Origin of the sequence: Paenarthrobacter nitroguajacolicus, from assembly GCF_029952445.1 — a bacterium.
GTDB classification, from domain to species: Bacteria; Actinomycetota; Actinomycetes; order Actinomycetales; family Micrococcaceae; genus Arthrobacter; species Arthrobacter nitroguajacolicus_B.
Map to the genome: position 1 here is coordinate 1 of NZ_JAQPPK010000015.1, position 24,973 is coordinate 24,973.

Below are 24,973 nucleotides of genomic sequence, written 5' to 3' on the forward strand. Positions count from 1 at the left end.
CACGAAGGCCTCCTGGGTGTGCAGCGGTTTCTTAGACAGCTCCACTCCACACCGGGAGGCCTTCGTCATCCCGGAAATCTCACGCCGTGTCCTCACACGGCCTCAACCAATCTCCCTGGGCAGTACAGCTAGCTGGCTGCTGCGGCTGCGGGAGTCGGAGTGGCCGATGCTGCAGGCGCGGCCGGAGCTGCCGGCGCAGCGGATACCGTGCTGCCCTTGGCGTCACGGGAGTCGGTGCGGTAGAAACCCGAGCCCTTGAAGACAACGCCAACGCTGTTGAACTTCTTGCGCAGGGTGCCTTTGCATTCCGGGCACTCTGTCAGGGAGCTGTCTGAGAAGGACTGGACGATGTCGAAGGCATGGTCACAGTCTTTGCAGGCGTATGCGTATGTGGGCACTGAGTTCCTCCTTTAGGACAAAGTTCAGGTCCTGTTCCACTGTGCAGAATATCTTCCGCATTAGCAGTCCCAGGGCCTGAGTGCCAATTCTATCATTCGATCGGGTGCCGTTCGCCAGTGTATGTGCCCCAACTCACCCATGGCGGAGCCCTGGGCGGAACCCGCCGGAGCGCCCCGGAGCGCCCCGGAGCACCCCGGAGCGCCCCGGCGAGCATCCGGGCGGGCATCCGGAAGAAATCAGTCAGTCGGTTTCGGGCGCATCCTCCAGAAGCACGACGCCGGAAGGCGTCAGTACCTCCCGCACGGGGCGGTCAAACGCCTCGGCGGGTATCGAGCCCGAAGGCAACAGATCGTCGTCGTACACCACTGCAATGGTGGGCGGCCGCCGGCCTGACGCGTCCAGGCCTTGCAGGAGCCGGTCGTAATATCCGCCGCCTTGGCCAATCCTGTTCCCGTCTCGATCCACGGCGGTGGCAGGCATGAAGATTCCGGCCGCTGAGGCAACCACTGAACTGTCCAATCGCTCGCCCATTGGTTCGTCAATGGGAGCGTAGGTGGATCGCACGAAGACCGTGGACGGTGTCCAGTAAACCCAACTCAACTGTCGGTCCGGCTCGCAGACAGGAAGCAGGACCTCGTGGCCCGCTTCATGAAGCGCCTCAAGGAGAGGCATGGTGGGCGGTTCGAAGGCGACCCCTACGTACACCGCGAACGTTGCCGCTTCGCCGGAAGTGACGGACTTGGCCCAAGCAGTTCCATGGTGGGCGAGGGACTCGCCGGCTGCCGCGATCTGCTCAGGAGTCAGGCCCCTTCTGTAGAGTCGCCGGTTGCGGCGGATGTCTTCTTTCGATGCCATCTTTTTCCCATCCTGGGGTTCGTCGGGTCCGGCATAATTGTTTCCTGATGTTGAGCCGGTAAGAAAATGTCCGGCCTGCGCGGCGGGGGGTTTAGCTGATGATCTCTTACTTCCGTTACATTAGTCCGGTGACTCTCGATAACAACGCTGTCCGTAAGGCTGTCATCCCCGCAGCGGGTCTTGGTACCCGGTTCCTTCCCGCCACCAAGGCGATGCCGAAGGAAATGCTGCCTGTGGTGGACAAGCCCGCCATCCAGTACGTCGTCGAAGAAGCGGTCAAGGTGGGCCTGCACGACGTCCTCATGATCACAGGGCGCAGTAAGCGCGCACTGGAAGATCACTTTGACCGCGTTCCTGCGCTCGAAGCGACCCTGGCTGAAAAGGGCGACACCGCCAAGCTGGAAGCCATTCAATCCGCCACCAACCTTGGCGACATCCACTACGTCAGGCAGGGTGACCCGAACGGCCTTGGCCACGCTGTCCTTCGTGCAAAGCAGCACGTCGGCCACGAGCCCTTTGCCGTTCTTCTGGGTGACGACCTCATCGACGCCCGCGACGACCTCCTGAGCGAAATGATCGCTGTCCAGCAGAAGACCGGCGGCTCCGTGGTTGCCCTGATCGAGGTTGAGCCTTCCAAGATCAGCGCCTACGGTTGCGCCGACGTCGAGGACATCGGGGAAGACGGTTACGTCCGCATCAAGCAGTTGGTGGAAAAGCCGTCCGCGGAAGAAGCACCTTCAAACCTCGCCGTGATTGGCCGTTACGTGCTGCACCCGGCTGTCTTCGGAGTCCTGGAGCAGACCGGCCCCGGCCGGGGTGGAGAAATCCAGCTGACCGATGCCCTCGAGGTCCTCGCTGCCGGTGAAGGGGAGGGCTACGGCGTGTACGGCGTGGTCTTCCGCGGCCGACGCTATGACACCGGCGACAAGCTCAGCTACCTCAAAGCCTGCATTGAGCTGGCATGCGACCGTGAGGATCTTGGTCCTGAGCTGCGCGAGTGGCTGCCGAACTTCACCGCGACGCTACCTCAGTAATACGGATGTACGGCTCTGCGATCTGGCCGGTAACGCTGGAGTGCGGAGACCTGGCACTTCGGCCCATCCGCTATCGCGACAAGCGGGAATGGTCTGAGGTCCGCTCCCGGAACAGTGATTGGCTGGCACCGTGGGAGGCGTCCAACCCGGCTCCGGGTGGACGCCTTCCCAGCTACCGGCAAATGGTCGCGTCCCTCAACGAGCAGGCCCGGCAGTCCACCGCCTTGCCGTTCGTCATCGTTGAACGCACAGCCGGCGTCCGGGAGCCCGCGATCGTTGGTCAATTGACTGTCTCCTCGATTGTTTGGGGATCGGCCATGATGGCCACCTTGGGCTATTGGGTGGACAAGGACCGGGCCGGGCGCGGCATCGCCCCGACAGCCGTGGCGATGGCCACCGACCACTGCTTCAATGTGCTGGGGCTGCACCGGATGGAAATCAATATCCGCCCGGAAAACGCGCCCAGCCTGCGCGTGGTGGAGAAGCTCGGATTCCGCGATGAGGGATACCGGGAAAGGTACCTGCACATCAACGGACAGTGGGCTGATCACCGCTCCTTCGCGTTGACGTCGGAGGAAGTCCCGGAGGGCCTGCTGCGCAGGTGGCTCAAAGGGCAAACGGGCAGGTCATAGGGCTTTTCGGCCCTTTCTCCAGTCATTTGCGGACTCGACCACGACACACCGGCCGCAATGCCGCCACCCCCGGTGATTTGCTTCTACGGTTTTGAATGTGGACTTCCCTCTCAGCAGCTCAGTGATACTTGTGGTCACTGTCGCGCTGTGGATGGTCTGGGTGGCGCCGTACGTTCTGCGGAACAGGCGGCAACAAGTCCAAGCGGCCGCTGTTCCAGCAGAGGCTTTCGACGACGAACCAGACGAACCGCAGGCAGGGGTGGTACTGAATTTGGCACCTCAGCAGGAGAAACCGATGGAGACCATGCACAGCAAAGCACCGGCGTCGCCCCAGGAATCCCGCGCGGCCGAGTCCTCGGCGACCAAGCCGGCCCCCACTCCGTTCACCATCCGCTATGCGCGGCTCACTCTGGCTTTGTCCGGGCTCGCCCTGCTGGTGACGGCACTGGTTTCCGGAATTCTTCGCCTTTTCGGAACCGGCTCGGTCTGGTTGCCGCTGGTGTCGCTCATCGGTGCGGTAGTCGCCGTCGTGGTTTTGCGTAAACTCGCGCTCCGGGATCTTCGCGAACGGCGCGCCCGCCGGGCTGCCCAGGCGTCGCGCATCCCAACGCCTGCACGCTACCTGCCCAAAGAACCTGTGGTTGAGGCGAAGGAAACTGCCGTTTTCGACGCCGAAGCCAGCAGTCGCGAAGCCCGCTTGTCGGCGGTGGAGCTGCGCCAGGCGGCTCTTGCTGTTGCGGTTGCCGCGGGGGACCAGTCGGCGCAAGCTGCGGCAGAGTCCAAAGGCGCGAGCTGGCAGCCCGTCGAGGTTCCGAAGCCTACCTACGTTGATGCAGCGAAGGCCCAACGCCCGGCCCCTGAGCCCCTGGACCTCCCTGAGGCCCCGAAGCCTGTTGGCAAGCCCGTCCTGAAGCAGTCCGCAGGGCAAACTGAAGCAGCGGCAACGGTCGCAGCTTCGGTCAAGGGCCAGAGTGCCCTCAGCAACCTGGACGATGTCCTCCAGAGACGCCGCGCGTAACACCGCATGAGTTCCATCTGCGTTGCCGGTGGTACAGGCCAGGTGGGCCGTGAGGTTGTCCGGCTCGCCTTGGCCGCCGGGCACGAGGTGTCAGTGCTTAGCCGGCACGTTCCGGCTGTTGGTTCTCCGGCCCATTACGACGGCGCCACGTACTTCGCCGGCGACGTCACCACTGGCGTTGGACTGGCTGCCGCGGTGGCGGGTGCCGACGTCGTCATCGATTGCCTTGAAGGCCAGTTCGGGAAGGCGCAAAAGCAATTTGCCGACGGCGGTGAGCGGCTTCTTGCGGCAGCGGTTGCTGGTGGCGCCCGAAAGGCTGTGTTGCTGTCCATCATCAACTGCGATCTGAGTGACTTTTCCTATTACGTTTCGAAAGCGGAGAAGGAACGGAAGTATGCCGCGTCTCCGCTGGAAACCGTGCTGGTCAGGGGAACCCAGTTCCACAGCTTGGTTGCCGGGATCTTCGCGGCCGGGGCCCGTGTGGGATTGATTCCGGTGTTCAAGGGTGTGGCATTCCAGACGATTTCGCCTGCCGATGTTGCAGGGGAGTTGCTGGCGGAGGCGTTGGCAGATTCGCCTGGGACTGGGCAGCGGGTGCGGACCGTGGGTGGGCCTGACGTGCTGCCAATGCGTTCAATGGCCGAGCAGTGGAAGGCCACTACTGGGACGCGGGGGAGGATTATCAGCGTGCCTTTGCCGGGTTCCATGGGTGCTTTTCTTCGCGCCGGCCACCATCTCGTCCCGGAGCATGCGGTTGGCATGGAGACGTTCGTGTCGTGGTTGGAAAAGCGCCGGGAAAGTTTGTAGCCTAGGGACACCGGTCCGGCGGAAATTCCTGGCCAGGGGGCTATAGCTCAGTTGGTAGAGCGCTTCGTTCGCATCGAAGAGGTCAGGAGTTCGAATCTCCTTAGCTCCACAATATTGTCAGTCGCCTTTCCCCTTGGCGGGTTGCGGCTGGTGTAGCGCCCAGTGCGGCGCACGGTCCAGCAAGTCAGAGCTTGACCTCTACATCTACGGTGAATTCCGATGCCGTTGGTGAATTTTCGGCTCTTACGCTCTTAGCTTCGACAAGCCCGAAGTTCGCGCACAAGCTACGTCGCGGGCCGGACGCGCAGCTTTCGTGGTTTCTGTTTTCCGGCTCGATTCGTAGCGTCTGGCACCAGCTGGACGGTCGTTGTAACGTCCATTGCTTTTAGGGCGACTAGTGCGCGACGTAGAGAGATCCGCGAGAAGATAGGAAGGTTTGCGGACTTGCGCTCCGGCGTCCGCTTGTGGCTCACGATAGCGATCGACACAGTATACGAATTGGTCTCAAGCGCCTTAGCGACGTGTTCTGCTGCAGCGGCGTCAGCCCTCTCTTCCACGAGTTTCAGGAGGTTCTTCGACGCTTCGTCGCTTGTTCGGAGGAGTTGCACTGAGTTAGCCGCTTGGTTGAAGAGGTGGCTGAGCATTGATGAGCTGGTTCCAATCTTGACATGGACGAATTCAACATGCTCCTGTCCGATCCGTAGAATGTCACACGGCTCCACCTGGGTTTGTCCCGAAGGGCTGATGTTTGTCTGGTCTAGGCAGACGCTTCCGTTGGCCAAACAGACTTCGGCGTTGTATTCGGCCTCGCTGGCCCATTGGTGTTCTGGCAGCGTCGCTTCGATCCAGTAAGGATCAAGGAAATCCCGGAGCGATTCAAGAAGGCCTGTTGCTACCCGGAACCAAGCTCCATCGCTGAAATGGTAGCTGTAACCCTCATCTGCCTGGGCTTCGAAAACTAGGGAGCGGAAGATGCTCCAACGTTGCATTGCTTCGTGGCTCCCGTTGAGAAGAACCAATTCATCGTGCTTTAAGTCGTCGACGGCGAAGGTCTCTGAAGTAATGCCCTTTCCTTCAAGGTATTCGCGGTAGTGCTTGATATAGACGTCGTCGAACATCTCACTGACGCCACGCCCAGAAAACTGGACGTAACTTTCGTCCCCGTAGTCCAAGACATCTGGCACCGTGAGGACTATGGGTGCGGAGACGTCGAAGACAGCGGCGGCCAACTGCTGATTGAGCGGGTCAATCGTCGAAGGATCGGTGATTGGACGAATCTGGGCGATGTCAGGAAAGGTTTTGCGGAATCCCTTCGACTTATAGAGCTTGTGTAGACGTTTCAGAAGTACGACGAGGTCACCAGGTTCTGTTGGAGTTGTGACCCGGAGGCAGGCAGCGCCAGTCACGCTGCGGACTAGGTCGTTATGCTCCGCCTTTGCTTTCCCGGTCAAGCTCCTGAGGACAGAGCTATCACTGGTAAAGCTCAGGAGCGCGAGGTCGCCGTCATATGGAATTTGAGTCCGTCGTCGTTGTGAAGATTCAGGATCGAGAGTGTCCGCACTTTTCAATTTGTTAGGGTCCACGGAGTTGAGAACAACGCGGGTTCCGAAATCGTGGACATACGAGTCCTCCCTTAATAGATGCTGCCCTGAGCCGAAGGTCAGCGCAAACGTCTGTTTTTTGATGCCCACGAAAGCTGTTGCGGAGTTTGACTGCTGGAGGAGATCAACACCGAGGCCGAGGTATGTCTTCCACCATGGCTGTTTCGGACTTCCTGGTTTAAGAAATACGCGGAGATTCGAAATGGTGCTGGCCGATACATCGACTTCTTTGTAGCCGCTGTCATCTTTTATTGCCGATTCGATGCTCACGCCGGACTTTAGTAGATATATCGACATCGACTTCGCTGCCACGACAGTGTTCCCCCAGGTGATTCGATGCCAGCGGTCACTGCGCTCGTCATCATTGTCTAACACCCGGCCAGCCGGGTTGAGGCTATTGTAGGGGTGAGAGTCCCTGATCGCCGGCAGGTTGAGCGAGAGGGCGTGCCTGCACTTCGCAGTACCGCTGCATGGGCCTCCCTGTGGTCTTTGTGCCGAACGGTCACCCGACGCGCCTCATGCCGTTTGGCGACGGGCACTAGACCATTCCGGTCCGGATGGACTCCGCTTTCCTGTACGAGTGCGGCGTAGGGATACGTCTCGTGGCGTTCGATGCCACCGCTAAGGGCTTAGGCGCGGTCCGCAGGCGACTCCCTCGGGCGGGAATTGGCGCCTCACGCCGAGCAAAACAACATGCTGGTCTACCCCCTGAACGCCGTGGAAAAGCGTTGTGCGCGGGCCGAGGACGGCGATTCCATTCCTACAGAGGCCATCGCGGTGTACAGGCAGTTGGGCGGCTCAGCTGAACCCCGCGGACTAAAGGGGCCTGGATCCCAGGGGGCGGTCCGCCTCAAGATCTGCGACTGGCTGTGCGGACGCCAGCAGCTGAAGGGCTTCCGCCGCGGGTAACCCCGGGTCAGCGGCGTACATAAGAATCCGGTGGCCTGACTCGTCCGGAGGGGTCAGGACTTCGAAGTGGAGCTCAAGGTCACCGACTTCGGGGTGGTGCAGGTATTTCAGTCCGGACATGCAGTTTTCAACCGGGTGACGGGCCCACAGTTTGGCGAATTCTTCGCTGTTCATGGTCAGCTCGCCCACCAGGGAGGCCAGTTCGGCGTCATCGTTTGAGCGCCCGGCAACCAACCGCAGGGATGAAACAGCGCGCGTGGCTTCCTCCCTCCATCGCGTGTACAACTCGCGGGTGTGCGGATCGAGGAACAGCAGTCTTGTCATGTTGGGCCGCGTGGCCGGCGATGACGGGGCATCGAAATCCAGGTGCCCCGCAACCAGCCGGTGACCGAGTCGGTTCCACGCCAGCACTTCGCTGCGGCGCCCCAGCACGATGGCCGGAGTGTTGGGCATGGACTGGATCAGTCGCAATGTTCCGGGCCTGGCTTTGTCCGCCCGGGCCGACGTCCGCCGCTTGCTGGCGACCGGCCGCGCAAGGTTGAAGAGGTGTGCGCGCTCATCGGTGTTCAGGTTCAGGGCCCTGGCGATAGCATCAATGACGGCTTCGGAGGCATTGGCACTTTGGCCCTGCTCCAGGCGCGTGTAATAGGTGCTGCTCACCCCGGCTAGCATCGCCAGCTCTTCGCGGCGGAGCCCGGGCACGCGGCGAATGCCGTAGTTGAGCAGGCCGACGTCCTCCGGCTGCAGTGCAGCTCGACGGACACGAAGGAACTCCCCAAGTTCGCTGTGGTTGGTCATGAACCCCATTCTGCCGGTCTTCAGGGACACTGTCCTGTCCCTGCCAGTGGTAGGCAAGAGAGGGTGTGGTTGTTCCCCGGGCATTCCATGACAGTGGAGTTTCAAGATGCAGCATCCCCTCCACAGAAGGACAACGCCAGTGACCTCACACGTTGCAGCAGGACCGGACAGCCCGTCCTCAACCGAAACCAGACCTGCAACCGCCAAAACGGGGCGAATGACAGGCAGGCAGAGGCTCGCACTTGTTGTCCTGCTCGCTGCCAGTTTCACCCTGGCCGTTGATTTCTCCATCCTCAACGTCGCACTCCCAGCCATTGGAGCCGACGTCGGCTTCAGCCTGGAGAACCTCCAATGGATCGCGACGGCGTTCGCCTTATGCGCCGCTGGGCTGACTTTACTGTTCGGACGTGTAGCGGACATCGTAGGCCGTCGCACAATGTTCCTCACCGGCATGGCCCTGCTCGGTGCAGCCTCGCTGGCCGGTGGCCTGGCGGTCGCCCCAGCCGTGCTGCTGATAGCCCGCGTGGGCCAAGGCATCGCCACGGCAATCGTCGTTCCCGCTGCCTTGTCACTGTTGCTTGCTTCGTTCCCGGAAGGACCGCTGAGGGACAAAGCGCTGGGCCTGAACGGATCCCTCATGGCTGCAGGTTTCACCACCGGCGCCATCCTAGGAGGCCTCCTGACGGATCTGCTCAGCTGGCGATGGGCCTTTTTCATCAACGTTCCAGTGGCCGTTGCCGTGCTTGTCATAGCCCCGATCGTCCTGGCCGAGAGCAAGCCCACTGCCAGGTTGCGGTTGGACGTGCCGGGGGCCATCACGGTGACGCTGGGCCTCCTGGCCTTGGTCTTTGGACTCACGCGCGCGGCCGAGCACTCGTGGAGCGATCCTCTGACGCTGGGTTCCCTTGGGGCCGCCGTCGTTCTCTTTGTCATCTTCGTGGCCGTCGAACTCCGGGCCGCGTCGCCGTTGGTACCGATGGAGATTCTGAAGCGGTCGACGGTGGCCTGGGGGAACATCGCAGGTATTCTGGCCTTCGTCACTGAGACGTCACTGGTCTTCCTCCTGACCCTTTACCTGCAGCAAGTCCTCGGCTACACCCCGCTCGGCGCAGGATTGGCCTTTGCTGTGCTGGGTCTCGGTACTGTTCTTGGCGGTGTCCTGGGGCCGAAGATCATCGCCAAGATCGGGAGCAAGAAGGCCATAGTTTATGGATTCCTCGTCCAAGCAACGGCTACCGGCACGCTGGTGCTGCTGAGCACGGACCCTGCTTCCATCGGCCTGTTGCTGGCGGCAACGTTCATCGGGGGAGTGGCGAACCTTGTAGTCATTGTCGGCTTTATGGTTACTGCAACCTCTGGTCTGCCCGAATCCGAACAGGGGTTGGCCACCGGACTGGCGACCATGAGCCAGCAGATCGGAATCACCCTGGGAATACCGGTCATGAGCGCCGTGTTTACTGCGCAGATCATTGGAGACCACGGTGCGGTGCCGGTCCTCAGCGGCGTCACCACCGCTATCTGGGTCAACGCCGGGTTGTGCCTGTTGGCGGCCCTTCTTATGGGTGTGTTTCTGCGACAACCGACACGGGACCGTCCCGCCAGCACTACCGGCGCTCGGCTGACCTCCGACGACGCCTGACACTCCGGACAATAAGCCAGCCCAGGAATACCGCCAGAGCTGCGTACACCGCGTAATTGAGAAACCGCGAATACTGCTCGATCAGGTGATACTGCGTGCCCAGCAAGGACCCTAAGCCGATCAGCAAGGCATTCCACAGGCCCGCGCCGGCAATCGTGAAAATGGAAAACGTCAGGAGGTTCATCCGTTCGGCGCCCGCCGGCAGGGAGATGAGGCTTCGTACGCCGGGCAGAAGCCTGCCGAAGAAAATCGCGGATTTGCCGTGGCGTTCAAACCACTTGGAGGCCTTTTCGAAGTCCTCCCTGTCCACCAGAGGCAGCTTCGAAAGCAATGAGATGGACTTTTCCAAGCCAATTTTGTATCCAAGCCAGTAAAGGAACAACGCGCCCGCATAAGCGCCCAGCGTGCTGGTTACGAACACCAGAACGATGTTCATGCTGCCCTGCTGGGTAAGGAACCCTGCCAGTGGGAGGATCACCTCGCTGGGAATGGGCGGAAAGACGGTCTCCAGGAACGTCATCAACCCAACGCCCCATTCGCCCAGGGCGTCGATCACCTGGGCTGCGATTCCCACTATGCCGGTCAGGTTTTCGGTCGAACCGGGGACTCTCAGTGCGCTGATCAACTCGTGGCCCTTTCATGGTCTTCGGCTCCCTCAACGCTATTGCCACGAATACTCTCGGGCAACGCGGTTCGTCGACAGCGGACGGCGGCGCACGGCACCCAATGCGGCACGATGCCAACTGACCCATTGCCTCGGGTGGACCACGAGTATATCGTTAGCTATATCGTTCAGTATCGTTCGCGACTTCCTGAGGTGGGCTTGATGCACAATTCATTTCCTTCAAACGGTTTTATGGGAAACAACTTTGACGGCATGTGGCAGGCCGTGGACGAGTTTCGTTCAAGATTCGAGAAGCGTTCCGCCGGCCGGGCAGGCCGCGGCGAACTGAGGACGGCTATCCTGGCCCTTTTGGCTGAACGCCCCATGCACGGTTATCAGATCATTCGGGAAATCGAGGAGCGCAGTGGTGGCAGTTGGAAGCCAAGTGCAGGCTCCGTTTACCCGACTCTCCAGCTTCTCTCTGATGAGGGGTTCGTCAGTTCGGAGGAAGCCAGCGGGCGCAAGATTTATGCACTGACCGAAGCGGGCAGGGAAGATGTGGCAAGTTCGGAGACCGCCGCGCCCTGGGGCTCTGTGGGTTCGGCATCGGGCCCAGGGTTCGCTGCACTGCCCAAAGCCGGGGTAGAGCTGGCCCAGGCCGCAGCCCAAGTGGGCCGGACAGGCACACCCCAACAGGTCAGGGACGCGGTGACGGTGCTCGAAGATGCCCGCCGCCGCTTGTACTCGATCCTCGCCCAGGACTGAAAGGGTGACGTCGGACCGACCCGATCAGGCAGAGCATGTACCCGGCGCAGTGAGTGCCAGTGCGCGTTACCGCCGCATTCTGCGGTTTGCGGCCTGGCATCTCGCAGTGACGTGGTGGTTCGAGCTTTTCCTGCCCCGGTTGGGCCTTCGCCGGCTGACTGAACGCAATCGTTCACGGAGAATGAGGCGTTTTGCCCAGCGCTTCCATCAACTCGCGGTGGAACTCGGCGGCCTGATGATCAAAGTGGGCCAGTTCATGTCCTCGCGGCTGGATGTCCTGCCGCCGGAGATCACCGCCGAACTGGAGGGTCTCCAGGACGAGGTGCCGCCCGTCCCGTTCCCGGCCATTCGCAAACTTGCCGAAGCCGAACTGGGAGCATCTTTGGAAGCGGTGTTTGCCTCCATCGAGGAGACGCCAATTGCTGCAGCGTCCCTCGGGCAAGCCCACCGCGCCAAGCTCCTTCCCGGCAATGCGGAGGACACAGGGCTGAGCAGCGTGGTGTTCAAAGTCCAGCGGCCAGGCATCCAGGCCATTGTGGACATCGACTTGGCGGCGCTGCGGAAAGTGGGAGGGTGGCTGAGCCGGATCCGCATCGTCTCTGACCGTGCCGACGTCCCGGCGCTGATCAAGGAGTTTGCCCAGACCAGCCTGGAGGAGATCGATTACCTCAATGAAGCGGCGAACTCGGAGCGTTTTGCCACTGACTTCGCCCACGATGCCCGGGTAACCGTGCCGGGGGTGGTGTGGGAGCGGACCACCCGCCGGGTGCTTACCCTCGAGGACGTCACCGCCATCAAGATCACAGACGCCGAGGCGCTCCGGTTGGCTGGCATCGACCCCGCCGCTGTGGCCCCCGTTTTCGCCTCAGTGATGTTTGACCAGCTTTTTACCAATGGCTTTTTCCACGCCGATCCTCACCCTGGCAACATTTTCGTGACACCCACCGACCGCACATCGGACCATCCCTGGAAGCTGACCTTCATTGATTTCGGGATGATGGGCGAGGTTCCTGCGAAGACACGGTCCGGGCTTCGCAAGCTTTTGATCGCTGCGGCTTCGCGGGACGGTAAGGGATTGGTGGCCGCCATCAGCGACATTGGCGTGCTGATGCCCTCGGCTGACGCTGGCGAACTGGAACGGGCCATGACCCAGCTGTTCGCGCGTTTTGGAGGCATGGGCTTCGCAGAGCTTCGTGACGTGGACCCGCGGGAGTTCCGCGATTTCGGGGCGGAGTTCGGAAGCGTTATCCGCTCACTGCCTTTCCAGCTGCCGGAGAATTTCCTGCTCATCATCCGTGCCATGTCCCTGACTTCCGGAGTCTGCAGTTCGCTGGACGCCCGCTTCAACCTGTGGGATTCGGTGGAACCGTTTGCGGCGCAGCTGTTACGGGATGAACGCGGCAATCTGGTCAACGACGTCGCAGCGCAGGCCGTCGAGGCCGCAGCGTTGGCCTTTCGCCTGCCCAAACGGCTGGACGGACTGATCACCCGTGTGGAGGACGGTTCGCTGCAGTTTTCCAACAGGCGGTTGGAACGCCAGATGGCCAGACTCATCCGGCTGGCACGCGGAGGCGTAGCGGCGCTGATGTTTGGGGCGCTCCTGATTGCCGGATCCGTTGTCCGGGGTGGGGATATGGTGCTGGGCAACGTGCTGATGATCGTGTCTGTAATCCCGTTGCTCGCGGCGGTGCTGACGGGTCGTCGGCACAGGGGCTGACGGGTCGTCGGCACAGGGGCTGACGGGACGGCCGTTGACAGGACAGCGGTTGAATGGGGGCGCCGTAGAATTGCCCTGTGACTGAGACCCCCGCCCGTCGTCGTGAGGTATCCGGCGGCATGAACGGACCCGTTCTGGTTGGCGTCATGCCTGGTCAGCATCCGATGGTGGTGGAGCAAGCGGCCGCAGTGGCCGCCAGTGCAGGCCTTGCACTCGTGTTCGCTTACGCCGATGTCACGGTTTACCCGGTGGACGGGACCACTGGGGGACCGGCCGCGCCAATCGATCCTGACGGCGTGGACGGAGACGACGCCGAAGCCGGCAACGCCCTCGATTCCCTGAAGAAGACGATCGCCGAACAGCTGCCGTCCCCGGACCTCCAGTGGAGCATCGTCCCTCTGGCGGGTGAGCCGGCAAAGGCGCTGGCCCGCGAGGCTGAGGAGTTGGATGCGTCCATGATCGTGGTGGGCACCCGTCAGCACGGTTTGACCGCGACGCTCAAGGACATCACGGCCGGTTCGGTGGCGCGCCATCTGGCTCATCGGCAGCACCGCCCAGTGCTCGTGGTGCCAGTGAACCCTCGGATCCCGAACGACGATGACCAGGAATAAGGCCATACGTCCGGTACACCTGCACTGGGGATTCATGGGCATCGTTGCAGCCGGAGGGGTCTTGGGGGCGATGACCCGCTACGGCCTGGGGTTGCTGATCCCTGCGCCAGGTGCCTGGCCCTTGCCCACGCTGGTTATCAACCTTTCGGGTGCTTTGGCCCTTGGCGCCCTTCTGGAGGCACTCTCACGGAGGGGGCCCGACGTCGGTAGCCGCCGCGTGTTGCGGCTCGCGCTGGGCACGGGGTTCTTGGGCGCCTACACCACCTACAGCACCCTCGCGGTGGACGCCGTCCACTTGGTGGCCGCCGATGCGGCCCCCGCGGCGGCGGGCTACCTGGTTGCGAGCCTGCTGGGTGGGGCCGCTGCCACCACTGCTGGCATCTGGCTCGGCGCCTGGCATCACAGGCTGACTTCAGGGGCCCGGGCGTGATGGTCCTCTTGCTTGGCTTGGCCGGGGGAACCGGTGCTGCTGCCAGATTCATGGTGGACGGCCTCATCCGTGCAAGGTTAAAGACCGCCCTCCCGTGGGGCACCATTCTGATCAACGTTTCAGGCTCCCTGCTGCTCGGCTTCCTCGCTGGGCTCATGATGCGTGGCCAGGCGCCCGAGTCCCTGTATTTGGTCCTGGGGACCGGCTTCCTGGGCGGCTACACAACATTCAGCACCGCAAGCCTGGAGACTATCCGGTTGATCCAGAGCGGGAGGACCGGGCTGGCACTGGTCAACGGTGTAGGGTCCATGGCCGCCAGTGTCCTTGCTGCGGCGGCGGGTGTGGGCGCCAGTTACCTCTTGCCGGGCCAGTGAGAGACCCCTGAAAGAGGCACCTGCCCGGCTGTAGGATCGAGCCATGGCTAAGAAGACTTTCAATGAACTGTTGTCCACCCAGGTTGCCAACGAGTTTGCAGCGTCCCAGCAGTACATCGCCGTGGCTGTGTACTTTGACGGTGAAGACTTGCCGCAGCTTGCCCGGCACTTCTACCGGCAATCGCTGGAGGAACGCAACCACGCCATGATGATGGTCCAGTACATGCTGGACCGTAACGTGCACGTGGAAATCCCGGGCATCGCCCCTGTGCGCAACAACTTCTCCAACGCCAAGGAACCCATCGCCTTGGCCCTGGAGCAGGAGAAGGAAGTCACCCGCAACATTGAGGAGATGTTCCGCGCCGCCCGCGCCGAGGGCGACGCCTTGGGTGAGCAGTTCATGTTGTGGTTCCTGAAGGAGCAGGTGGAAGAGGTCGCATCGATGACCACGCTCCTGAACATCACCGAGCGTGCTGAGAACCTCTTCGACATCGAGAACTACGTCGCCCGCGAAGCAGTCGGCGACGGCGGACATGACGCCAGCGCTCCCTCGGCCGCCGGTGGCGTCCTCTAGGGACCAAAGCCCACGCCATGAAGAGGTCGTCGGAGGCTCAGCTTCCGGCGGCCTCTTCTCGTGCAGCGTCATCGTCGTCGAGTGAACGGCTGAGCAAGGACAGTCGGCTGGCAATGCGTGCGAGGTCCACCGGCAGGCCGGTGCCCGGCGCCTCGGTGCCCGTACCCACCTCCAAGTCCCAGTCCAATGGCCCCTTGCCTATCAGGAACAAGGTGATGTCCTGATCGTGCAGCACGTCCACGACGTTGCTGAACCGTTGCCAGGCGGGCGCCGATGCTGCCGTGGACGCCGCAGGTGAGGGGACGCCGTCGATTACCCACGTGGTGAACGTTTCGGCCAGGACCAGGTAGTCGGACGTGGAGGTCAGCCCTCCGCACAACTCCTCGAATCCAAGCCAAAGGACCTCGGGATCTGAGTTCTTGACCACGATCGGTTGGGTTGTAGGGGTCAGTACCCGGCTTTGCGAGGCGGACGGGGCGAACAGGCCGAGCCGGCCAAGCTGCCGGGGCGTACCCGGCGTCACTATCCGTCCGGTCTTGAAGGATTCGAACCCTTGGGGTGGGTGGGACCCTGCGGCCGGGAAGCGTCGGAAGTCCGAGGACCCATCGATCTTCACAATGTCCATCATCTCCTTGATGGCCTCAATGGTGGGCAGGAAATGCTCGTGCCACAGGGGATTGGGCAGAAGATCGTCCGGTGCGTAATTCGAGGTGACCGCGAGCGGGATACGGCGCTGGGCGGCGGTGCGAAGGAGACGCGCTATAAACATGCCGTCACCAACATCGTGGACGTGGAATTCGTCGAAGAAAAGCACGTCGATGCCCTCAAGCAGCGTGTCCACCGAATGCTGGATGGCCGTTGCGCTGCCTGCATGCGGATCGTGGGTACCCGCGTGGAGCTTGCGGAAGAAGTCATGGAAATGCACGCGCCGTTTGCGCACTCCCAAGTGTGCGTAGAAGCTGTCCATCAACCACGTCTTTCCGCGGCCCACCGGCCCGTGGAGGTAGAGGCTCCGTGGCGCCTTCCGGGAAAGGGTCCGACGCCGGACCGTCACCTCCGCGCCCAGGGCCGCCAGCCGCCCGGCTGCTTGCCGCTGGCTTTCTTCCAGCGCAAAGCCCGAGCGCCCGGCGTCGAGGACTATCCCGTCAAGCAACGTCCTGGCAGTGTCCTGCGCTGCCCGCGGAGCCGGCCTCAAAAGAGGCGTCACAGCCAGCCTTTGCGTTTGAAGATGAGGTACATGAGCAGCGCCGCGCCCACCATGAGGCCGATGGCCATGGGGTAGCCGAAGTCCCAGTGGAGTTCGGGCATGTTGTCGAAGTTCATCCCGTAGATTCCGGCCACGAACGACGGCGCGAAGAGGATGGCGGCCCAGGAGGAGATCTTCTTGACCTGCTCGTTTTGGGCGGCACTGGCCTCATTTTGCCGGTTGGCGGTCAGCGTGCCGTCCAACGTCAACGCGTTCTGGAGCAAATCCCTGAAAGAGTTCACCCGGGAAATGACGCGCTGCACGTGGTCTTCGACATCCCGGAGGGAACGCTGCAGCTCGATGTCCACGCCATATTTTTCAAAGCCCTTCTCCAGCAAGGACATGACGTCGGGGAGGGGCTGGATGGCGCGCTGGAACTGGATGACTTCGCGGGCGAGTTCGTAGATCCTTCGGGACACGGCGCTGTCGCCGCTGAAGAGTTGGTCTTCGATCTCGTCGATGTCGTTCTCCAAACCCGCAACCACGGGCGCGTAGTCATCCACTACCTGGTCCAGGAGAGCGTAGAGGACCGCTTCGGGGCCGTGGCACAACAGGTCCGGCCGGGCTTCCAACCTGTGGCGGACACGCGCTACTCCGCCGGTTTCGGCATGGCGGATGGTCACCACGAAGTTGGAGCCGGTGAAGATGTGCAGCTCTCCGAACTCCACGGATTCGGTGTCGTCCAGATACCTCGCGGGCCGCAGGACGGTGAACAAGCTGCTGTCATAGCGTTCAATCTTGGGCCGCTGATGGGCTGAAACGGCATCCTCCACGGCGAGCCTGTGCAGGCCGAACTCCTTGGCTACCGCAGCCATTTCTTCCTGGGTAGGGCGATAGAGGCCGATCCAGGCCATGCCACCGTGTTTGGCCAGGGTCTCGAAGGTCTGCTCGAGGCTGTGCGGGGTGGCTGTGCGGACGCCGTCCACGTAAACGGCGTTGTCGATAATGGTCACAGGTTGAACGCTACTGCATGGCCCCGATGATGGCGCCCGCAACAGTCATGGCAACGATGTCGTGCCCTGAATCGATCACGGTCACGGCCGAGGGACGCCCTGCAAAGCCGTTGTGGATCACGTGGCCGCCGGCGCGGAACACCACGGCGAGGATCAGGGCGAAGAGGGCGCCTGCCCAGAACGTGTTCAGCTCCAATGCGCTGACCAGGATGGCCAGGAGGATGCTGGTCACGGCAGCAGCGAGCATCATGGGCACCCAAATCCCCGCGCCGCCTTCGATGTTCTTGAGGTCGTCCTCGGTCTTGCCGATCGCCTGCATCCACCTGCGTCCAAGAACGGCCGGCATGTACCAGACGAATCCGATCACCATGCTTGAAACGAAGGCCAGAAGAACAGCGAACCAGTTGATGTGGGAGATGTGTGAGAGCCAATCCATGCCTAAGATCCTAGTTTGTTCAGGCCTCCGCCCCCGGGCTCTGGTTGTCGTTCCTGCCGCGTGTTGGTGTTGCTGCCATCCGCCCGATGAGCGGCTCTGTGCGGTAGGGGATGTGCGTGTGAAGTGCCAGCACCGTCTCGGTCCGGATGACTCCCTTGGTGCGCAGGACCGATCGCAAAGCGGACTGCAGATTGTGGGTATCCGTTGCTACTACGCGGCACCACAGGTCCCCGCGCCCGGAGATTTCATGCACCTCAAGGACCTGGGGAATGAGGCGCAAGGCGCCAATTACGCCGTCGAGTTCGCGGTGGGTGACTTCAATTGTGACGAAAGCGACGACGTCGTAACCCACCTTTTCGAGGTCGACCTCCCGTCCAGCGGCCTGCAGGACGCCGGTGCGCAGCAGGCGCTTAAGCCGGCTTTGGGCGGTGTTCCGCGCGATGCCCAGCCCGTCACTCAATTCGGCGATCTGGATACGGGGGTCCTTGATGAGTTCCAGCAGGATCTTCAGGTCCATGGGGTCGAGGGTGTTCAAATGGTCACTCCAGATCACTCGGCTACTACGTCTTTGAGTATTTTGCTCAATCCTTGCACCTTTGCAGCTCTTGAAGATCAGTGCTCCTGCATTCTATTGCCATCACTAATTGGCCGGACCTGCGCTTCCCACAAGGAAACCAAAGCCGGCAACTGAGTCCGAAGGCATGGAAATGACTGTCTTGAGCGAACTCCGCATGCGTCCGGCCACCGCCGAACGCTGGGGATGGGATGCCTCCACCACGGCAAGGCTGGTCCTGGCCGGGGTTGTGATCTTTACGTTGCTGGTGGGCGCCAACCTGGCCACACCCCTGTACCCCTTGCTTCAAGCCAGGATCGGCCTGTCCTCACTCGATGTGACCGTGGCTTTTTCCAGCTATGTGCTGGCGCTGGTCGCCGTGCTCATGGTGGCCGGACACTGGTCGGACCACATTGGGCGGCGGGCAGCGTTGGTCCTGGCAGTGCTGGTGGGCCTGATGGGCGGGGTGATCTTCGCCAATGCCGATTCGTTGCTTTCCCTTAGCGCGGGCCGGGCGCTGCAAGGTGTTGCGGTAGGGCTCGCCACCGGAGCCAGTTCGGCAGCCCTGCGGGAGTTGCTGCCCCAACGCCCGGATTGGGCATCCCGCTTCACCCTGCTTTCCTCGGCAGGCGGCGTGGCCGCCGGTCCTGCCATCGGCGGTCTCTTGTCACTCTTGCCTGACCCTACCCGCACGCCCTACTACGTCCATTCAGCGGTGCTGCTGGCGGCGCTCATTCCGTTGTGGCTCCTGAAAGCAAGGCCCGCGATCGCCCCAGCGGCAGGTCCCAAAGCCCACAGGGTCCTGGCCCCGCGCAAACCGTCCATCTCACAGGATGCCAGGGGCGCTTTCTGGATGGCAGCGGCAACGGGATTCCTGAGTTTTGCGGTGTTCGGCTTCTGCTTGTCGCTGGCGCCGGGGTACTTCGCCACAGTGGTTCACGCGGACTCCCGGCCCCTGATTGGTGTGTTGGCCGGCATCACATTGGGCGCTTCAGCGCTCAGCCAGTTGCTGGGGGTGCGCGGGCGCTTTGTTGTCCCCGTAGCGCTCGCGGTGCTGGGCGTATCCGTAGTCCTGGTGGGCGCTGCCGCAGCGTGGTCAAGTCCTTGGCTGTTGGTGGCCGCGAGCATCACCGCCGGGTTTGGCCAGGGCGTTGCCTTCCGGCAGGTATTCAACGAGGTCGCTGGAAAAGTGGAGGCCGCCCGTCACGCCCAAGTCATCAGCACGGTCTACGTCATTACGTATCTGGGCAGCGCCGTTCCGGTGATTGGGCTGGGAATCGCAGTCACGGCGTTGGGCCTGCAGACCGCCGTCGTGGGTTTCACTGCGCTGTGCGGCGTTGCGGCTCTGACGTTGGCGGCAGTGTCCATGAGGAGTGCACTGCGCGGCTGATGGCCGGAGGGCCTGGGGGATTATTCGGGCAGCGGTCCACGGTTGCCGGGAATGTGCTGGAATACCATGGTGGTTTCCGTGTGGCCAACCACCGGGTCTGTGGCCAGGTTGTCCAGGAGCCAATTGCGGAGGTCGTCCGTATTTGCGACGGCGATGTGCAGCAGGTAGTCCACGGAACCGGTGGTGTGGAACGTCGAAATAACCGCCGGAAGCTTGGGCACGCGGGCTGTGAAGCGGTCGATCTGGTCACGGTCGTGGGCGCGAAGGCGGACAGCGATCAACGCCTGCACTGAGCGTCCAATGGCCGGCAGGCTCAGCACGGCTTCGAAGCCTTCAATGATGCCGCGCTCGGACAAGGCCCTGGTTCGCATCAGCGCCGTGGACGGGGCGATCCCCACGAGTTCCGCCAACTGCTTGTTCGAAATGCGGGCATCATCGACCAAGGCTGCGAGGATTCGCTCGTCGATGGCGTCCAACGGCTCTGCGCTGCCCGTGCTTGACCGAACATTCTTCGTGGGGTTGCTCACGGATCCTCCTGAAATTGCCTTTCACCCATCCTAAGCGGTGAATTCTTCAGGTGACTATCGTTTTGCGGGCTTGGCGCGAGCCCTCCGTCGGTCCAAGCGCTGGAGCGGTTCGCTGAGCAGCATCAGCAGCAGCGGCAGGTTTCCCGCGGAAGGGACCACGACGGCCAGAAGCAGCGCAGCGAGGAAAAGCCCGGCAACGATGGCGCCGGCCCGGATCCCCGAGCGCGTCTCAACAGGATCCATGTCGTGGAGATCGGGATGCGATCTGAGGTACAAGCGTGCCAACAGGAGCATCAGGCTGGTACCAAACAATGTTCCGATGTACACCAAGGGCTGGGCCCAGTCGGCGTCCATCTGCGTGGAGAGCGATGTTGCCACAGGCATCACCACTATGAAGAACATCCAGGCGACGGTCAGCCACAGCAAGCCGGTATCGATATGGCGGACTTTGCGGAACAGCCGGTGGTGGTGCAACCAGAAGACGGCAATGAGGATGAAGCTGAGGGCAAAACCCAGGAGCGCAAACTGTTGCTCCGCGAGCCACGCGGCCGTGGTTCCGTGGTGATCCGCCAGTTCCCCAACGCTCTCCATGAGGGGAAGGATCAGCAGGGTCAAGGCAATCGCCACCACGGCATCGGTAAACGCCTGCAATCGTTCCGGCGACGACAAATCCCGTGATTTCGCGAGCTGTGTCATGCCTCCGATTGTAGGACCAGCCGGGCCGGAATCAGGGTGATTGCCGCGGCCGTCGGTGAACCGCCAAGGTGACTGCCGCCGTCGTGCAGGAAAGGGCGATGACGCCCACCGCCAAAGCTGTCCAGCCGAAACCTTGGAACACCAGCCCTCCAGCCCAGCCGATAACGCTGGAACCGAGGTAATAGGAGAGGTTGTAAAGCGATGCCGCCTGGGCCCGGCCGGTGGTGGCGATGGCCCCGGTCCAGCCTGAACCTACGCTGTGGGCCGCGAAGAAGCCGCCGGTGAAAATGACCAGCCCGGCCAGGATGGCTGCAAGATTCTCCACCAGCGTCAAAGTCAGCCCGGCCGACAGAATGACTATCCCGGCTAGCAGAACGTTGCGTCGTCCAAACCTGGTGGTGAGCCCGGCTGCCCATCGGGAGCTCACGGTGCCTGACAAGTAGGCCAGGAAGATGAGGCTGACCACTGTGGCTGGCAGGCCGAAAGGTTCGGCGTGCAGGCGGAAGCCCAGGTAGTTGTAGACGGCGACGAAACCACCCATGAGCAGGAACGCCTGCAGGTACAAAGACACCAGTTTCGGATTGCGTGAGTGTCCGCCCAGCGTGCGGATGGCGCCGCGGAAACCCGTGGCTGGAGCAGGCATGAAGCGCTGTTGTTTGGGAACGAGCACCAGGAACAGGACAGCGGAGACTGCAGCCAGCAAGGAAACGGCCAGGGCCGCCGCGCGCCAGCCCCATAATTCGCCGACAGGGCCTGCTACAAGTCGCCCGGCAAGGCCACCGAGGGTAGTGCCTGCGACATAGCTTCCGGCGGCCAGCGCGGTGTGGATTTTGGTGACTTCCTCATTGAGGTAGGCGATGGCGATGGCAGGAATGCCGCCCAAAGCCATGCCTTCGAGCATTCGCAGTCCCAACAGGACAGGAACTGTCGGAGCGAGCGGAACCAGCAGCCCCAGCAACGTAGCGGCCGCTATGCCGATGGTCATCGCACGCACGCGCCCGATCCTGTCAGCGACGAACGACCATGGCAGCACAGTGACGGCGAGACCCACAGTGGCGAGGGAAATGCTGAGTGCGGCCTCTGCAGCCGTGATGTGCAGATCGGTGGCCATGAGCGGCAGCACAGCCTGCGTGGAGTACAGCTGGGCGAATGTCGCGACGCCGGCAAGGGCCAACGCCGCCAGAACGCGTCTGTAGCCAGAGGAACCCTTGGCATGGCCGTCCCAGCTACCGACGGCTGGCACACGGCTGGTTCTGCCCGGGTTTGTTTTGCTCACCAGCCAAGCGTAGGACGACCCCAACTACCCACACCAATGCATGGGTTACTTATAATTGATGCAGAATTGCATGAGTTTGCGCGCCGACAATGAGTTGAAGGGGAACTTCGTGGAACCGGATCACCATCAGCTTGTCCAGCTCCTGCCGCTCCTCCCGGTCCTTGCAGAGCTGGGCCGCACCGAACACATGACGGAGACCGCTGAGATACTCGGGGTGCCGCAGTCGACGGTCAGCAGGGCTGTGGCCCGGGCCAGTGCGATCGTTGGCATGGATTTGCTCGTGCGCGATGGCCGCGGCATCCGGCTCACCTCCGCCGCCAAGGCCCTGCTTCCGTATATCGACGCTGCATTGGAGGACTTCCAGGCCGGCCTGGACCGCGTACGCCATGAATCGGATGTGGTGCGGGGCCGGATCGGGGTTGCCTTTCAGCACACCTTTGGCGAAGCGACCCTTCCCCTCCTCATCAGCGCCTTCCGGGGCCGCCATCCCCATGCGGCCTTCGAACTCTGGCAGGGTCCCCGCGACGACTGCCTGCAGCACATGGCAAGCGGTGAGATGGATTTCGCCTTGACGGCCCCCATCGCGCCGGAGGGCAGGGGCATCCGCTCCCACCCGCTGTATCGCGAGCCGCTCAGGGCCGTGCTGCACTACCGGCATCCGTTGGCTGGGCGGTCCAGCGTGCATCTTTCAGAGCTGCGGCACGATCCCTATGTGACGCTCCCGGAAGGAGTCGGCCTCCGGGCGCTGGGGGAGGCCCTCTTGCGCGAAGCGGGCTTCCGGCCACGCATTGCCTTCGAGGTCCAGGAATCCACCTCAGCCCGCGGGTTGGTTTCAGCCGGCCTGGGGTTCAGCATCCTTCCGCCCGCTGGGCCCGGCTACGGGACGGGCCAGTTCCTGCCGGAGACCGAACTCGGGCTCGTTGAAGTGCCTATCGAGTCGGACTTGGCTTTCCGGCAAATCGGTATTGCCTGGCGGGCGCGGAACTTCGAGCCCGACGCCGTCCGGTTGTTCCGCGAACTGGTGGTGACCGAGGGTGGGGAACTCTTGGCCGAACTCGTCAGAGCCCGTTCAGGAACTCCGTGACCACGTCCCGCGCCGATCCCGTGCGTGCGTGCCGCCAGCCCGTGCCTGCCCACAAGTTGAGGCGGTGTGGGTCACCTGCAGCGGACGCCGCAGCACGGATCGGAGCCGTCAGGTGGTGGATGGCCGGGTAGCCCTCTGGTGCACCCTCATGATCCTGCACGAATTCGTTCACCAGGGAACGAGCCTGGCGGCCCGTAAAAGCGCGGGTCATGGCAGTTCTTGTAAAAGCCGGGTCTCCAAGGGCGTCCTTGTGGACCTGCCTCGCTGCGCTCTCCTCCGTGCGGACCAGGGCGGTGCCAATCTGGGCGGCAACCGCACCGGCGGTCAACACGCCGCGCAGGGCGCTGCTGTCCATGATCGCGCCGGCCGCTATCAGCGGAAGTCCGACGGCGGAACGCACCTGGGTGACCAGTTCCGCCGTCGTGCTGGCTGCCGGGGCTCCCAAACTGCCCTCAAGGAAGGCCGTGCTGTGGGCGCCAGCCGAGGAGTGCTGGACGATCAGCGCGTCGGGACCCTCCTCCGCTGCGGCCAGGGCCTCCTGAACGCTGGTGACGCTGGTGATCACCAGCGACCCGGCCTTTTGCAGGGACTTGACCACCCCGCGCCCCGGGAGTCCGAAGGCGAAACTGACAACCTCCACAGGATCCGCCAGGAGTGCGTCTATCTTTTCCTGCCAGGCGTCGTCGTCATCGAGGCGAAGGGGAGGCAAAGCGACACCGTACCGTGCCGCCTCCGGTTCCAGCTCCGCGCGGTAAGCCTCGAGCCGCGCCAGCGCCTCGGGTCCCGGCGAGAGTGCGCCCGGGTCAGGAACAAAGACGTTCATGCCGAACCTCATCCCCATGGTCCTCGCGACCGCAATCTCCGCTGCCATGGACTCGGGGCTTTTGTACCCGGCAGCAAGGAAACCCAGCCCGCCGGCCTCATGAACGGCCTGGACCAACGACGGCGTCGATGTTCCTCCCGCCATGGGGGCCGCAATAAATGGTGTGCCAAAAAGGGATTCGGGCATGGTCGGTTCCTCCTCCGGACGCTCCAAGCTAGTCTTTCACGGTGAACAATCATGACTCTGCCCTGCATTCCCATGCCCCTTCCGAGGCCGTGAGCGGCACCGTTATCGGGCTCGACATCGGCGGTACCAAAACCCGGGGTGTGAGATTCCACGACGGCGAGCCGGTCCGGGACGAAACAGCGGGCAGTTCCAATGTCCAGAATGTCAGCCGGGACCAGGCTGCGGCCAACCTGGCTGAATTGTTCGGAAAAATCGGTGGGGGCCGCATTGACCAGGTGTACGCAGGTGCGGGCGGGATCGATACCGACGAGGATGCCCAGGCGCTCGCAGACCTGATCGCCCCGCACGCACCCGGGGCGCGCATTACCGTGGTCCACGATTCAAGGCTGCTCCTGGCGGCCGGAGGTGCGAGCACAGGCGTGGCTGTCATCGCCGGGACTGGTTCGGCCGCGTGGGGAAAGAACGACGCCGGCGAGGAAGCCCGGGCGGGTGGCTGGGGCTACCTCCTGGGGGACGAGGGCAGCGGCTACTGGCTGGGACGGGAAGCCGTGCGTCACAGCCTGCGCCGGATGAACCAAGGGTTGGAGCCCGACCGGCTGAGCCAGGCGTTGCTGGACTCCTGCGGGGTGGATGAACCGGGCAAGCTGATCGCCCTCTTCCACTCACCGGACACCGGCCGCCGCTACTGGGCACAGCAGGCAAGGCTGGTTGTGGAAGCAGCCGACGCCGGTGACGAAACAAGCCAGGCCCTGGTGGTGCAGGCTGGGCGCGACCTTGCCGAACTCGCCGGGCAGGCCGTCAGGCAGCTGGGGCTTGACGGCCCGGTGATTCTGGGCAGCGGGCTGGGCATGAACGTATCCCGGTTGCAGGAATCCTTCAAAGCTGCGTTGGCCGAACAGGGGATCAATGATGTGCGGATCCTCCGGCAGGATCCCGTATTTGGCGTTCCCCGGCTGGTGGCCGAGCAGACCGCCTGACCGGGTTTTGTACAGCTGATGACCATAAGAAGCCCCTTTTAGGCACATCAGACGTACAA

The 24,973-nt window shown here is 62.7% G+C and carries 27 protein-coding genes and 1 tRNA gene; 15 read left to right on the top strand and 13 right to left on the bottom strand.

What is annotated here, in order from left to right:
- Nucleotides 1-128: 128 nt before the first annotated feature.
- Nucleotides 129-398 (bottom strand): FmdB family zinc ribbon protein, encoded by a 270-nt coding sequence (locus PJL15_RS12390; RefSeq protein WP_281451448.1) that lies wholly within the window; start codon nucleotides 396-398, stop codon nucleotides 129-131.
- A gap of 241 nt (nucleotides 399-639) precedes the next feature.
- Nucleotides 640-1,254 carry a 5-formyltetrahydrofolate cyclo-ligase gene (locus tag PJL15_RS12395; RefSeq protein ID WP_281451449.1) on the bottom strand — a complete coding sequence of 205 codons (615 nt, stop codon included), beginning with the start codon at nucleotides 1,252-1,254 and terminating at the stop codon, nucleotides 640-642.
- A gap of 98 nt (nucleotides 1,255-1,352) precedes the next feature.
- Between PJL15_RS12395 and galU the strand changes: the two genes are divergently transcribed.
- The 5 genes from galU to PJL15_RS12420 all read left to right on the top strand — a co-directional run bounded on the left by galU (nucleotide 1,353) and on the right by PJL15_RS12420 (nucleotide 4,854).
- Nucleotides 1,353-2,288 carry a UTP--glucose-1-phosphate uridylyltransferase GalU gene (galU, locus tag PJL15_RS12400; protein WP_432443820.1) on the top strand — a complete coding sequence of 312 codons (936 nt, stop codon included), beginning with the start codon at nucleotides 1,353-1,355 and terminating at the stop codon, nucleotides 2,286-2,288.
- A gap of 5 nt (nucleotides 2,289-2,293) precedes the next feature.
- Nucleotides 2,294-2,920, top strand: a complete 627-nt coding sequence (locus PJL15_RS12405) for a GNAT family N-acetyltransferase (protein WP_281451552.1) — start codon at nucleotides 2,294-2,296, stop codon at nucleotides 2,918-2,920.
- A gap of 130 nt (nucleotides 2,921-3,050) precedes the next feature.
- Complete coding sequence (locus PJL15_RS12410; protein WP_281451553.1) at nucleotides 3,051-3,938, top strand: hypothetical protein; 888 nt, start codon at nucleotides 3,051-3,053, stop codon at nucleotides 3,936-3,938.
- A gap of 6 nt (nucleotides 3,939-3,944) precedes the next feature.
- Nucleotides 3,945-4,745, top strand: a complete 801-nt coding sequence (locus PJL15_RS12415; RefSeq protein WP_281451451.1) for an SDR family oxidoreductase — start codon at nucleotides 3,945-3,947, stop codon at nucleotides 4,743-4,745.
- A gap of 36 nt (nucleotides 4,746-4,781) precedes the next feature.
- Nucleotides 4,782-4,854 (top strand) — tRNA-Ala (locus tag PJL15_RS12420).
- Between the two features lie 175 nt (nucleotides 4,855-5,029).
- Here PJL15_RS12420 and PJL15_RS12425 read toward each other — a convergent pair.
- Both PJL15_RS12425 and PJL15_RS12430 read right to left on the bottom strand, forming a co-directional pair.
- Nucleotides 5,030-6,643: a DUF6119 family protein gene (locus PJL15_RS12425; protein WP_281451554.1), complete on the bottom strand. Its 1,614-nt coding sequence runs from the start codon at nucleotides 6,641-6,643 to the stop codon at nucleotides 5,030-5,032.
- Nucleotides 6,644-7,162: 519 nt separating this feature from the next.
- On the bottom strand, nucleotides 7,163-8,053 hold the full coding sequence (locus PJL15_RS12430; RefSeq protein ID WP_281451452.1) for a helix-turn-helix transcriptional regulator: 891 nt from the start codon (nucleotides 8,051-8,053) through the stop codon (nucleotides 7,163-7,165).
- Nucleotides 8,054-8,270: 217 nt separating this feature from the next.
- Between PJL15_RS12430 and PJL15_RS12435 the strand changes: the two genes are divergently transcribed.
- Nucleotides 8,271-9,692, top strand: coding sequence for an MFS transporter (locus PJL15_RS12435; RefSeq protein ID WP_281451453.1), 1,422 nt, complete (start codon nucleotides 8,271-8,273; stop codon nucleotides 9,690-9,692).
- Here PJL15_RS12435 and PJL15_RS12440 read toward each other — a convergent pair.
- A complete protein-coding gene (locus tag PJL15_RS12440) occupies nucleotides 9,658-10,317 on the bottom strand; it encodes a DedA family protein (RefSeq protein WP_281451454.1) in 660 nt (219 codons plus the stop codon). The genes PJL15_RS12435 and PJL15_RS12440 overlap by 35 nt on opposite strands.
- 231 nt (nucleotides 10,318-10,548) lie before the next feature.
- Between PJL15_RS12440 and PJL15_RS12445 the strand changes: the two genes are divergently transcribed.
- The 6 genes from PJL15_RS12445 to PJL15_RS12470 all read left to right on the top strand — a co-directional run bounded on the left by PJL15_RS12445 (nucleotide 10,549) and on the right by PJL15_RS12470 (nucleotide 14,767).
- A complete protein-coding gene (locus PJL15_RS12445; protein WP_281451455.1) occupies nucleotides 10,549-11,061 on the top strand; it encodes a PadR family transcriptional regulator in 513 nt (170 codons plus the stop codon).
- Nucleotides 11,062-11,065: 4 nt separating this feature from the next.
- The gene (locus PJL15_RS12450; protein ID WP_281451456.1) at nucleotides 11,066-12,778 is read left to right on the top strand and encodes an ABC1 kinase family protein; all 1,713 of its coding nucleotides are present in this window, start codon (nucleotides 11,066-11,068) and stop codon (nucleotides 12,776-12,778) included.
- A gap of 77 nt (nucleotides 12,779-12,855) precedes the next feature.
- A complete protein-coding gene (locus tag PJL15_RS12455; RefSeq protein ID WP_281451457.1) occupies nucleotides 12,856-13,389 on the top strand; it encodes a universal stress protein in 534 nt (177 codons plus the stop codon).
- Nucleotides 13,376-13,819, top strand: a complete 444-nt coding sequence (locus PJL15_RS12460) for a fluoride efflux transporter FluC (protein WP_281451458.1) — start codon at nucleotides 13,376-13,378, stop codon at nucleotides 13,817-13,819. Before PJL15_RS12455 ends, PJL15_RS12460 begins: the two co-directional genes overlap by 14 nt.
- Nucleotides 13,816-14,193, top strand: coding sequence for a fluoride efflux transporter CrcB (gene crcB / locus PJL15_RS12465; RefSeq protein WP_281451459.1), 378 nt, complete (start codon nucleotides 13,816-13,818; stop codon nucleotides 14,191-14,193). The genes PJL15_RS12460 and crcB overlap by 4 nt, the downstream gene beginning before the upstream one ends.
- A 43-nt stretch (nucleotides 14,194-14,236) precedes the next feature.
- Entirely contained in the window at nucleotides 14,237-14,767 is a 531-nt protein-coding gene (locus PJL15_RS12470; protein WP_281451460.1) for a ferritin, read from the top strand.
- Nucleotides 14,768-14,804: 37 nt separating this feature from the next.
- Here PJL15_RS12470 and zapE read toward each other — a convergent pair whose 3' ends face one another.
- Genes zapE through PJL15_RS12490 form a run of 4 tightly spaced genes read right to left on the bottom strand, consistent with a single transcriptional unit; the run spans nucleotide 14,805 to nucleotide 17,937 of the window.
- Complete coding sequence (gene zapE, locus PJL15_RS12475; RefSeq protein WP_281451461.1) at nucleotides 14,805-15,974, bottom strand: cell division protein ZapE; 1,170 nt, start codon at nucleotides 15,972-15,974, stop codon at nucleotides 14,805-14,807.
- Nucleotides 15,971-16,966: a magnesium/cobalt transporter CorA gene (gene corA / locus PJL15_RS12480; RefSeq protein ID WP_281451462.1), complete on the bottom strand. Its 996-nt coding sequence runs from the start codon at nucleotides 16,964-16,966 to the stop codon at nucleotides 15,971-15,973. The genes zapE and corA overlap by 4 nt, the downstream gene beginning before the upstream one ends.
- 10 nt (nucleotides 16,967-16,976) lie before the next feature.
- Nucleotides 16,977-17,402, bottom strand: coding sequence for a DUF1761 domain-containing protein (locus PJL15_RS12485; protein WP_281451463.1), 426 nt, complete (start codon nucleotides 17,400-17,402; stop codon nucleotides 16,977-16,979).
- Nucleotides 17,403-17,421: 19 nt separating this feature from the next.
- On the bottom strand, nucleotides 17,422-17,937 hold the full coding sequence (locus PJL15_RS12490; RefSeq protein WP_281451464.1) for an Lrp/AsnC family transcriptional regulator: 516 nt from the start codon (nucleotides 17,935-17,937) through the stop codon (nucleotides 17,422-17,424).
- A gap of 172 nt (nucleotides 17,938-18,109) precedes the next feature.
- Between PJL15_RS12490 and PJL15_RS12495 the strand changes: the two genes are divergently transcribed.
- Nucleotides 18,110-19,345, top strand: a complete 1,236-nt coding sequence (locus tag PJL15_RS12495) for an MFS transporter (RefSeq protein WP_281451465.1) — start codon at nucleotides 18,110-18,112, stop codon at nucleotides 19,343-19,345.
- A gap of 20 nt (nucleotides 19,346-19,365) precedes the next feature.
- Here the strand turns inward: PJL15_RS12495 and PJL15_RS12500 are convergent, their stop codons facing one another.
- From PJL15_RS12500 to PJL15_RS12510, 3 genes are read right to left on the bottom strand one after another with little or no spacing between them, the layout of a single operon-like run.
- Nucleotides 19,366-19,872 carry an Lrp/AsnC family transcriptional regulator gene (locus tag PJL15_RS12500; RefSeq protein WP_011775479.1) on the bottom strand — a complete coding sequence of 169 codons (507 nt, stop codon included), beginning with the start codon at nucleotides 19,870-19,872 and terminating at the stop codon, nucleotides 19,366-19,368.
- 54 nt (nucleotides 19,873-19,926) lie between these two features.
- Nucleotides 19,927-20,568, bottom strand: a complete 642-nt coding sequence (locus PJL15_RS12505) for a TMEM175 family protein (protein ID WP_281451466.1) — start codon at nucleotides 20,566-20,568, stop codon at nucleotides 19,927-19,929.
- Nucleotides 20,569-20,599: 31 nt separating this feature from the next.
- Nucleotides 20,600-21,844 (bottom strand): MFS transporter, encoded by a 1,245-nt coding sequence (locus PJL15_RS12510; protein ID WP_281451467.1) that lies wholly within the window; start codon nucleotides 21,842-21,844, stop codon nucleotides 20,600-20,602.
- Between the two features lie 109 nt (nucleotides 21,845-21,953).
- On the opposite strand from PJL15_RS12510, the gene PJL15_RS12515 reads away from it, so the two are divergent.
- Nucleotides 21,954-22,928, top strand: coding sequence for a LysR family transcriptional regulator (locus tag PJL15_RS12515; protein WP_281451468.1), 975 nt, complete (start codon nucleotides 21,954-21,956; stop codon nucleotides 22,926-22,928).
- Here the strand turns inward: PJL15_RS12515 and PJL15_RS12520 are convergent.
- On the bottom strand, nucleotides 22,903-23,937 hold the full coding sequence (locus tag PJL15_RS12520) for a nitronate monooxygenase (protein WP_281451469.1): 1,035 nt from the start codon (nucleotides 23,935-23,937) through the stop codon (nucleotides 22,903-22,905). The genes PJL15_RS12515 and PJL15_RS12520 overlap by 26 nt on opposite strands.
- Before the next feature lie 41 nt (nucleotides 23,938-23,978).
- On the opposite strand from PJL15_RS12520, the gene PJL15_RS12525 reads away from it, so the two are divergent.
- Nucleotides 23,979-24,914 (top strand): N-acetylglucosamine kinase, encoded by a 936-nt coding sequence (locus PJL15_RS12525; RefSeq protein ID WP_281451470.1) that lies wholly within the window; start codon nucleotides 23,979-23,981, stop codon nucleotides 24,912-24,914.
- The last annotated feature ends 59 nt before the right edge of the window (nucleotides 24,915-24,973 follow it).

Excerpts from the sequence above, each read along its gene's own strand:
- PJL15_RS12435 (WP_281451453.1), top strand. The coding sequence starts at position 8,271 with ATGACAGGCAGGCAGAGGCTCGCACTTGTTGTCCTGCTCGCTGCCAGT.
- PJL15_RS12415 (WP_281451451.1), top strand. The coding sequence starts at position 3,945 with ATGAGTTCCATCTGCGTTGCCGGTGGTACAGGCCAGGTGGGCCGTGAG.
- PJL15_RS12425 (WP_281451554.1), bottom strand. The coding sequence starts at position 6,643 with ATGTCGATATATCTACTAAAGTCCGGCGTGAGCATCGAATCGGCAATA.
- PJL15_RS12485 (WP_281451463.1), bottom strand. The coding sequence starts at position 17,402 with ATGGATTGGCTCTCACACATCTCCCACATCAACTGGTTCGCTGTTCTT.
- PJL15_RS12470 (WP_281451460.1), top strand. The coding sequence starts at position 14,237 with ATGGCTAAGAAGACTTTCAATGAACTGTTGTCCACCCAGGTTGCCAAC.
- PJL15_RS12405 (WP_281451552.1), top strand. The coding sequence starts at position 2,294 with ATGTACGGCTCTGCGATCTGGCCGGTAACGCTGGAGTGCGGAGACCTG.
- PJL15_RS12495 (WP_281451465.1), top strand. The coding sequence starts at position 18,110 with ATGACTGTCTTGAGCGAACTCCGCATGCGTCCGGCCACCGCCGAACGC.
- PJL15_RS12460 (WP_281451458.1), top strand. The coding sequence starts at position 13,376 with ATGACCAGGAATAAGGCCATACGTCCGGTACACCTGCACTGGGGATTC.
- PJL15_RS12430 (WP_281451452.1), bottom strand. The coding sequence starts at position 8,053 with ATGACCAACCACAGCGAACTTGGGGAGTTCCTTCGTGTCCGTCGAGCT.
- PJL15_RS12520 (WP_281451469.1), bottom strand. The coding sequence starts at position 23,937 with ATGCCCGAATCCCTTTTTGGCACACCATTTATTGCGGCCCCCATGGCG.
- PJL15_RS12505 (WP_281451466.1), bottom strand. The coding sequence starts at position 20,568 with ATGACACAGCTCGCGAAATCACGGGATTTGTCGTCGCCGGAACGATTG.
- galU (WP_432443820.1), top strand. The coding sequence starts at position 1,353 with ATGATCTCTTACTTCCGTTACATTAGTCCGGTGACTCTCGATAACAAC.
- PJL15_RS12445 (WP_281451455.1), top strand. The coding sequence starts at position 10,549 with ATGGGAAACAACTTTGACGGCATGTGGCAGGCCGTGGACGAGTTTCGT.
- PJL15_RS12395 (WP_281451449.1), bottom strand. The coding sequence starts at position 1,254 with ATGGCATCGAAAGAAGACATCCGCCGCAACCGGCGACTCTACAGAAGG.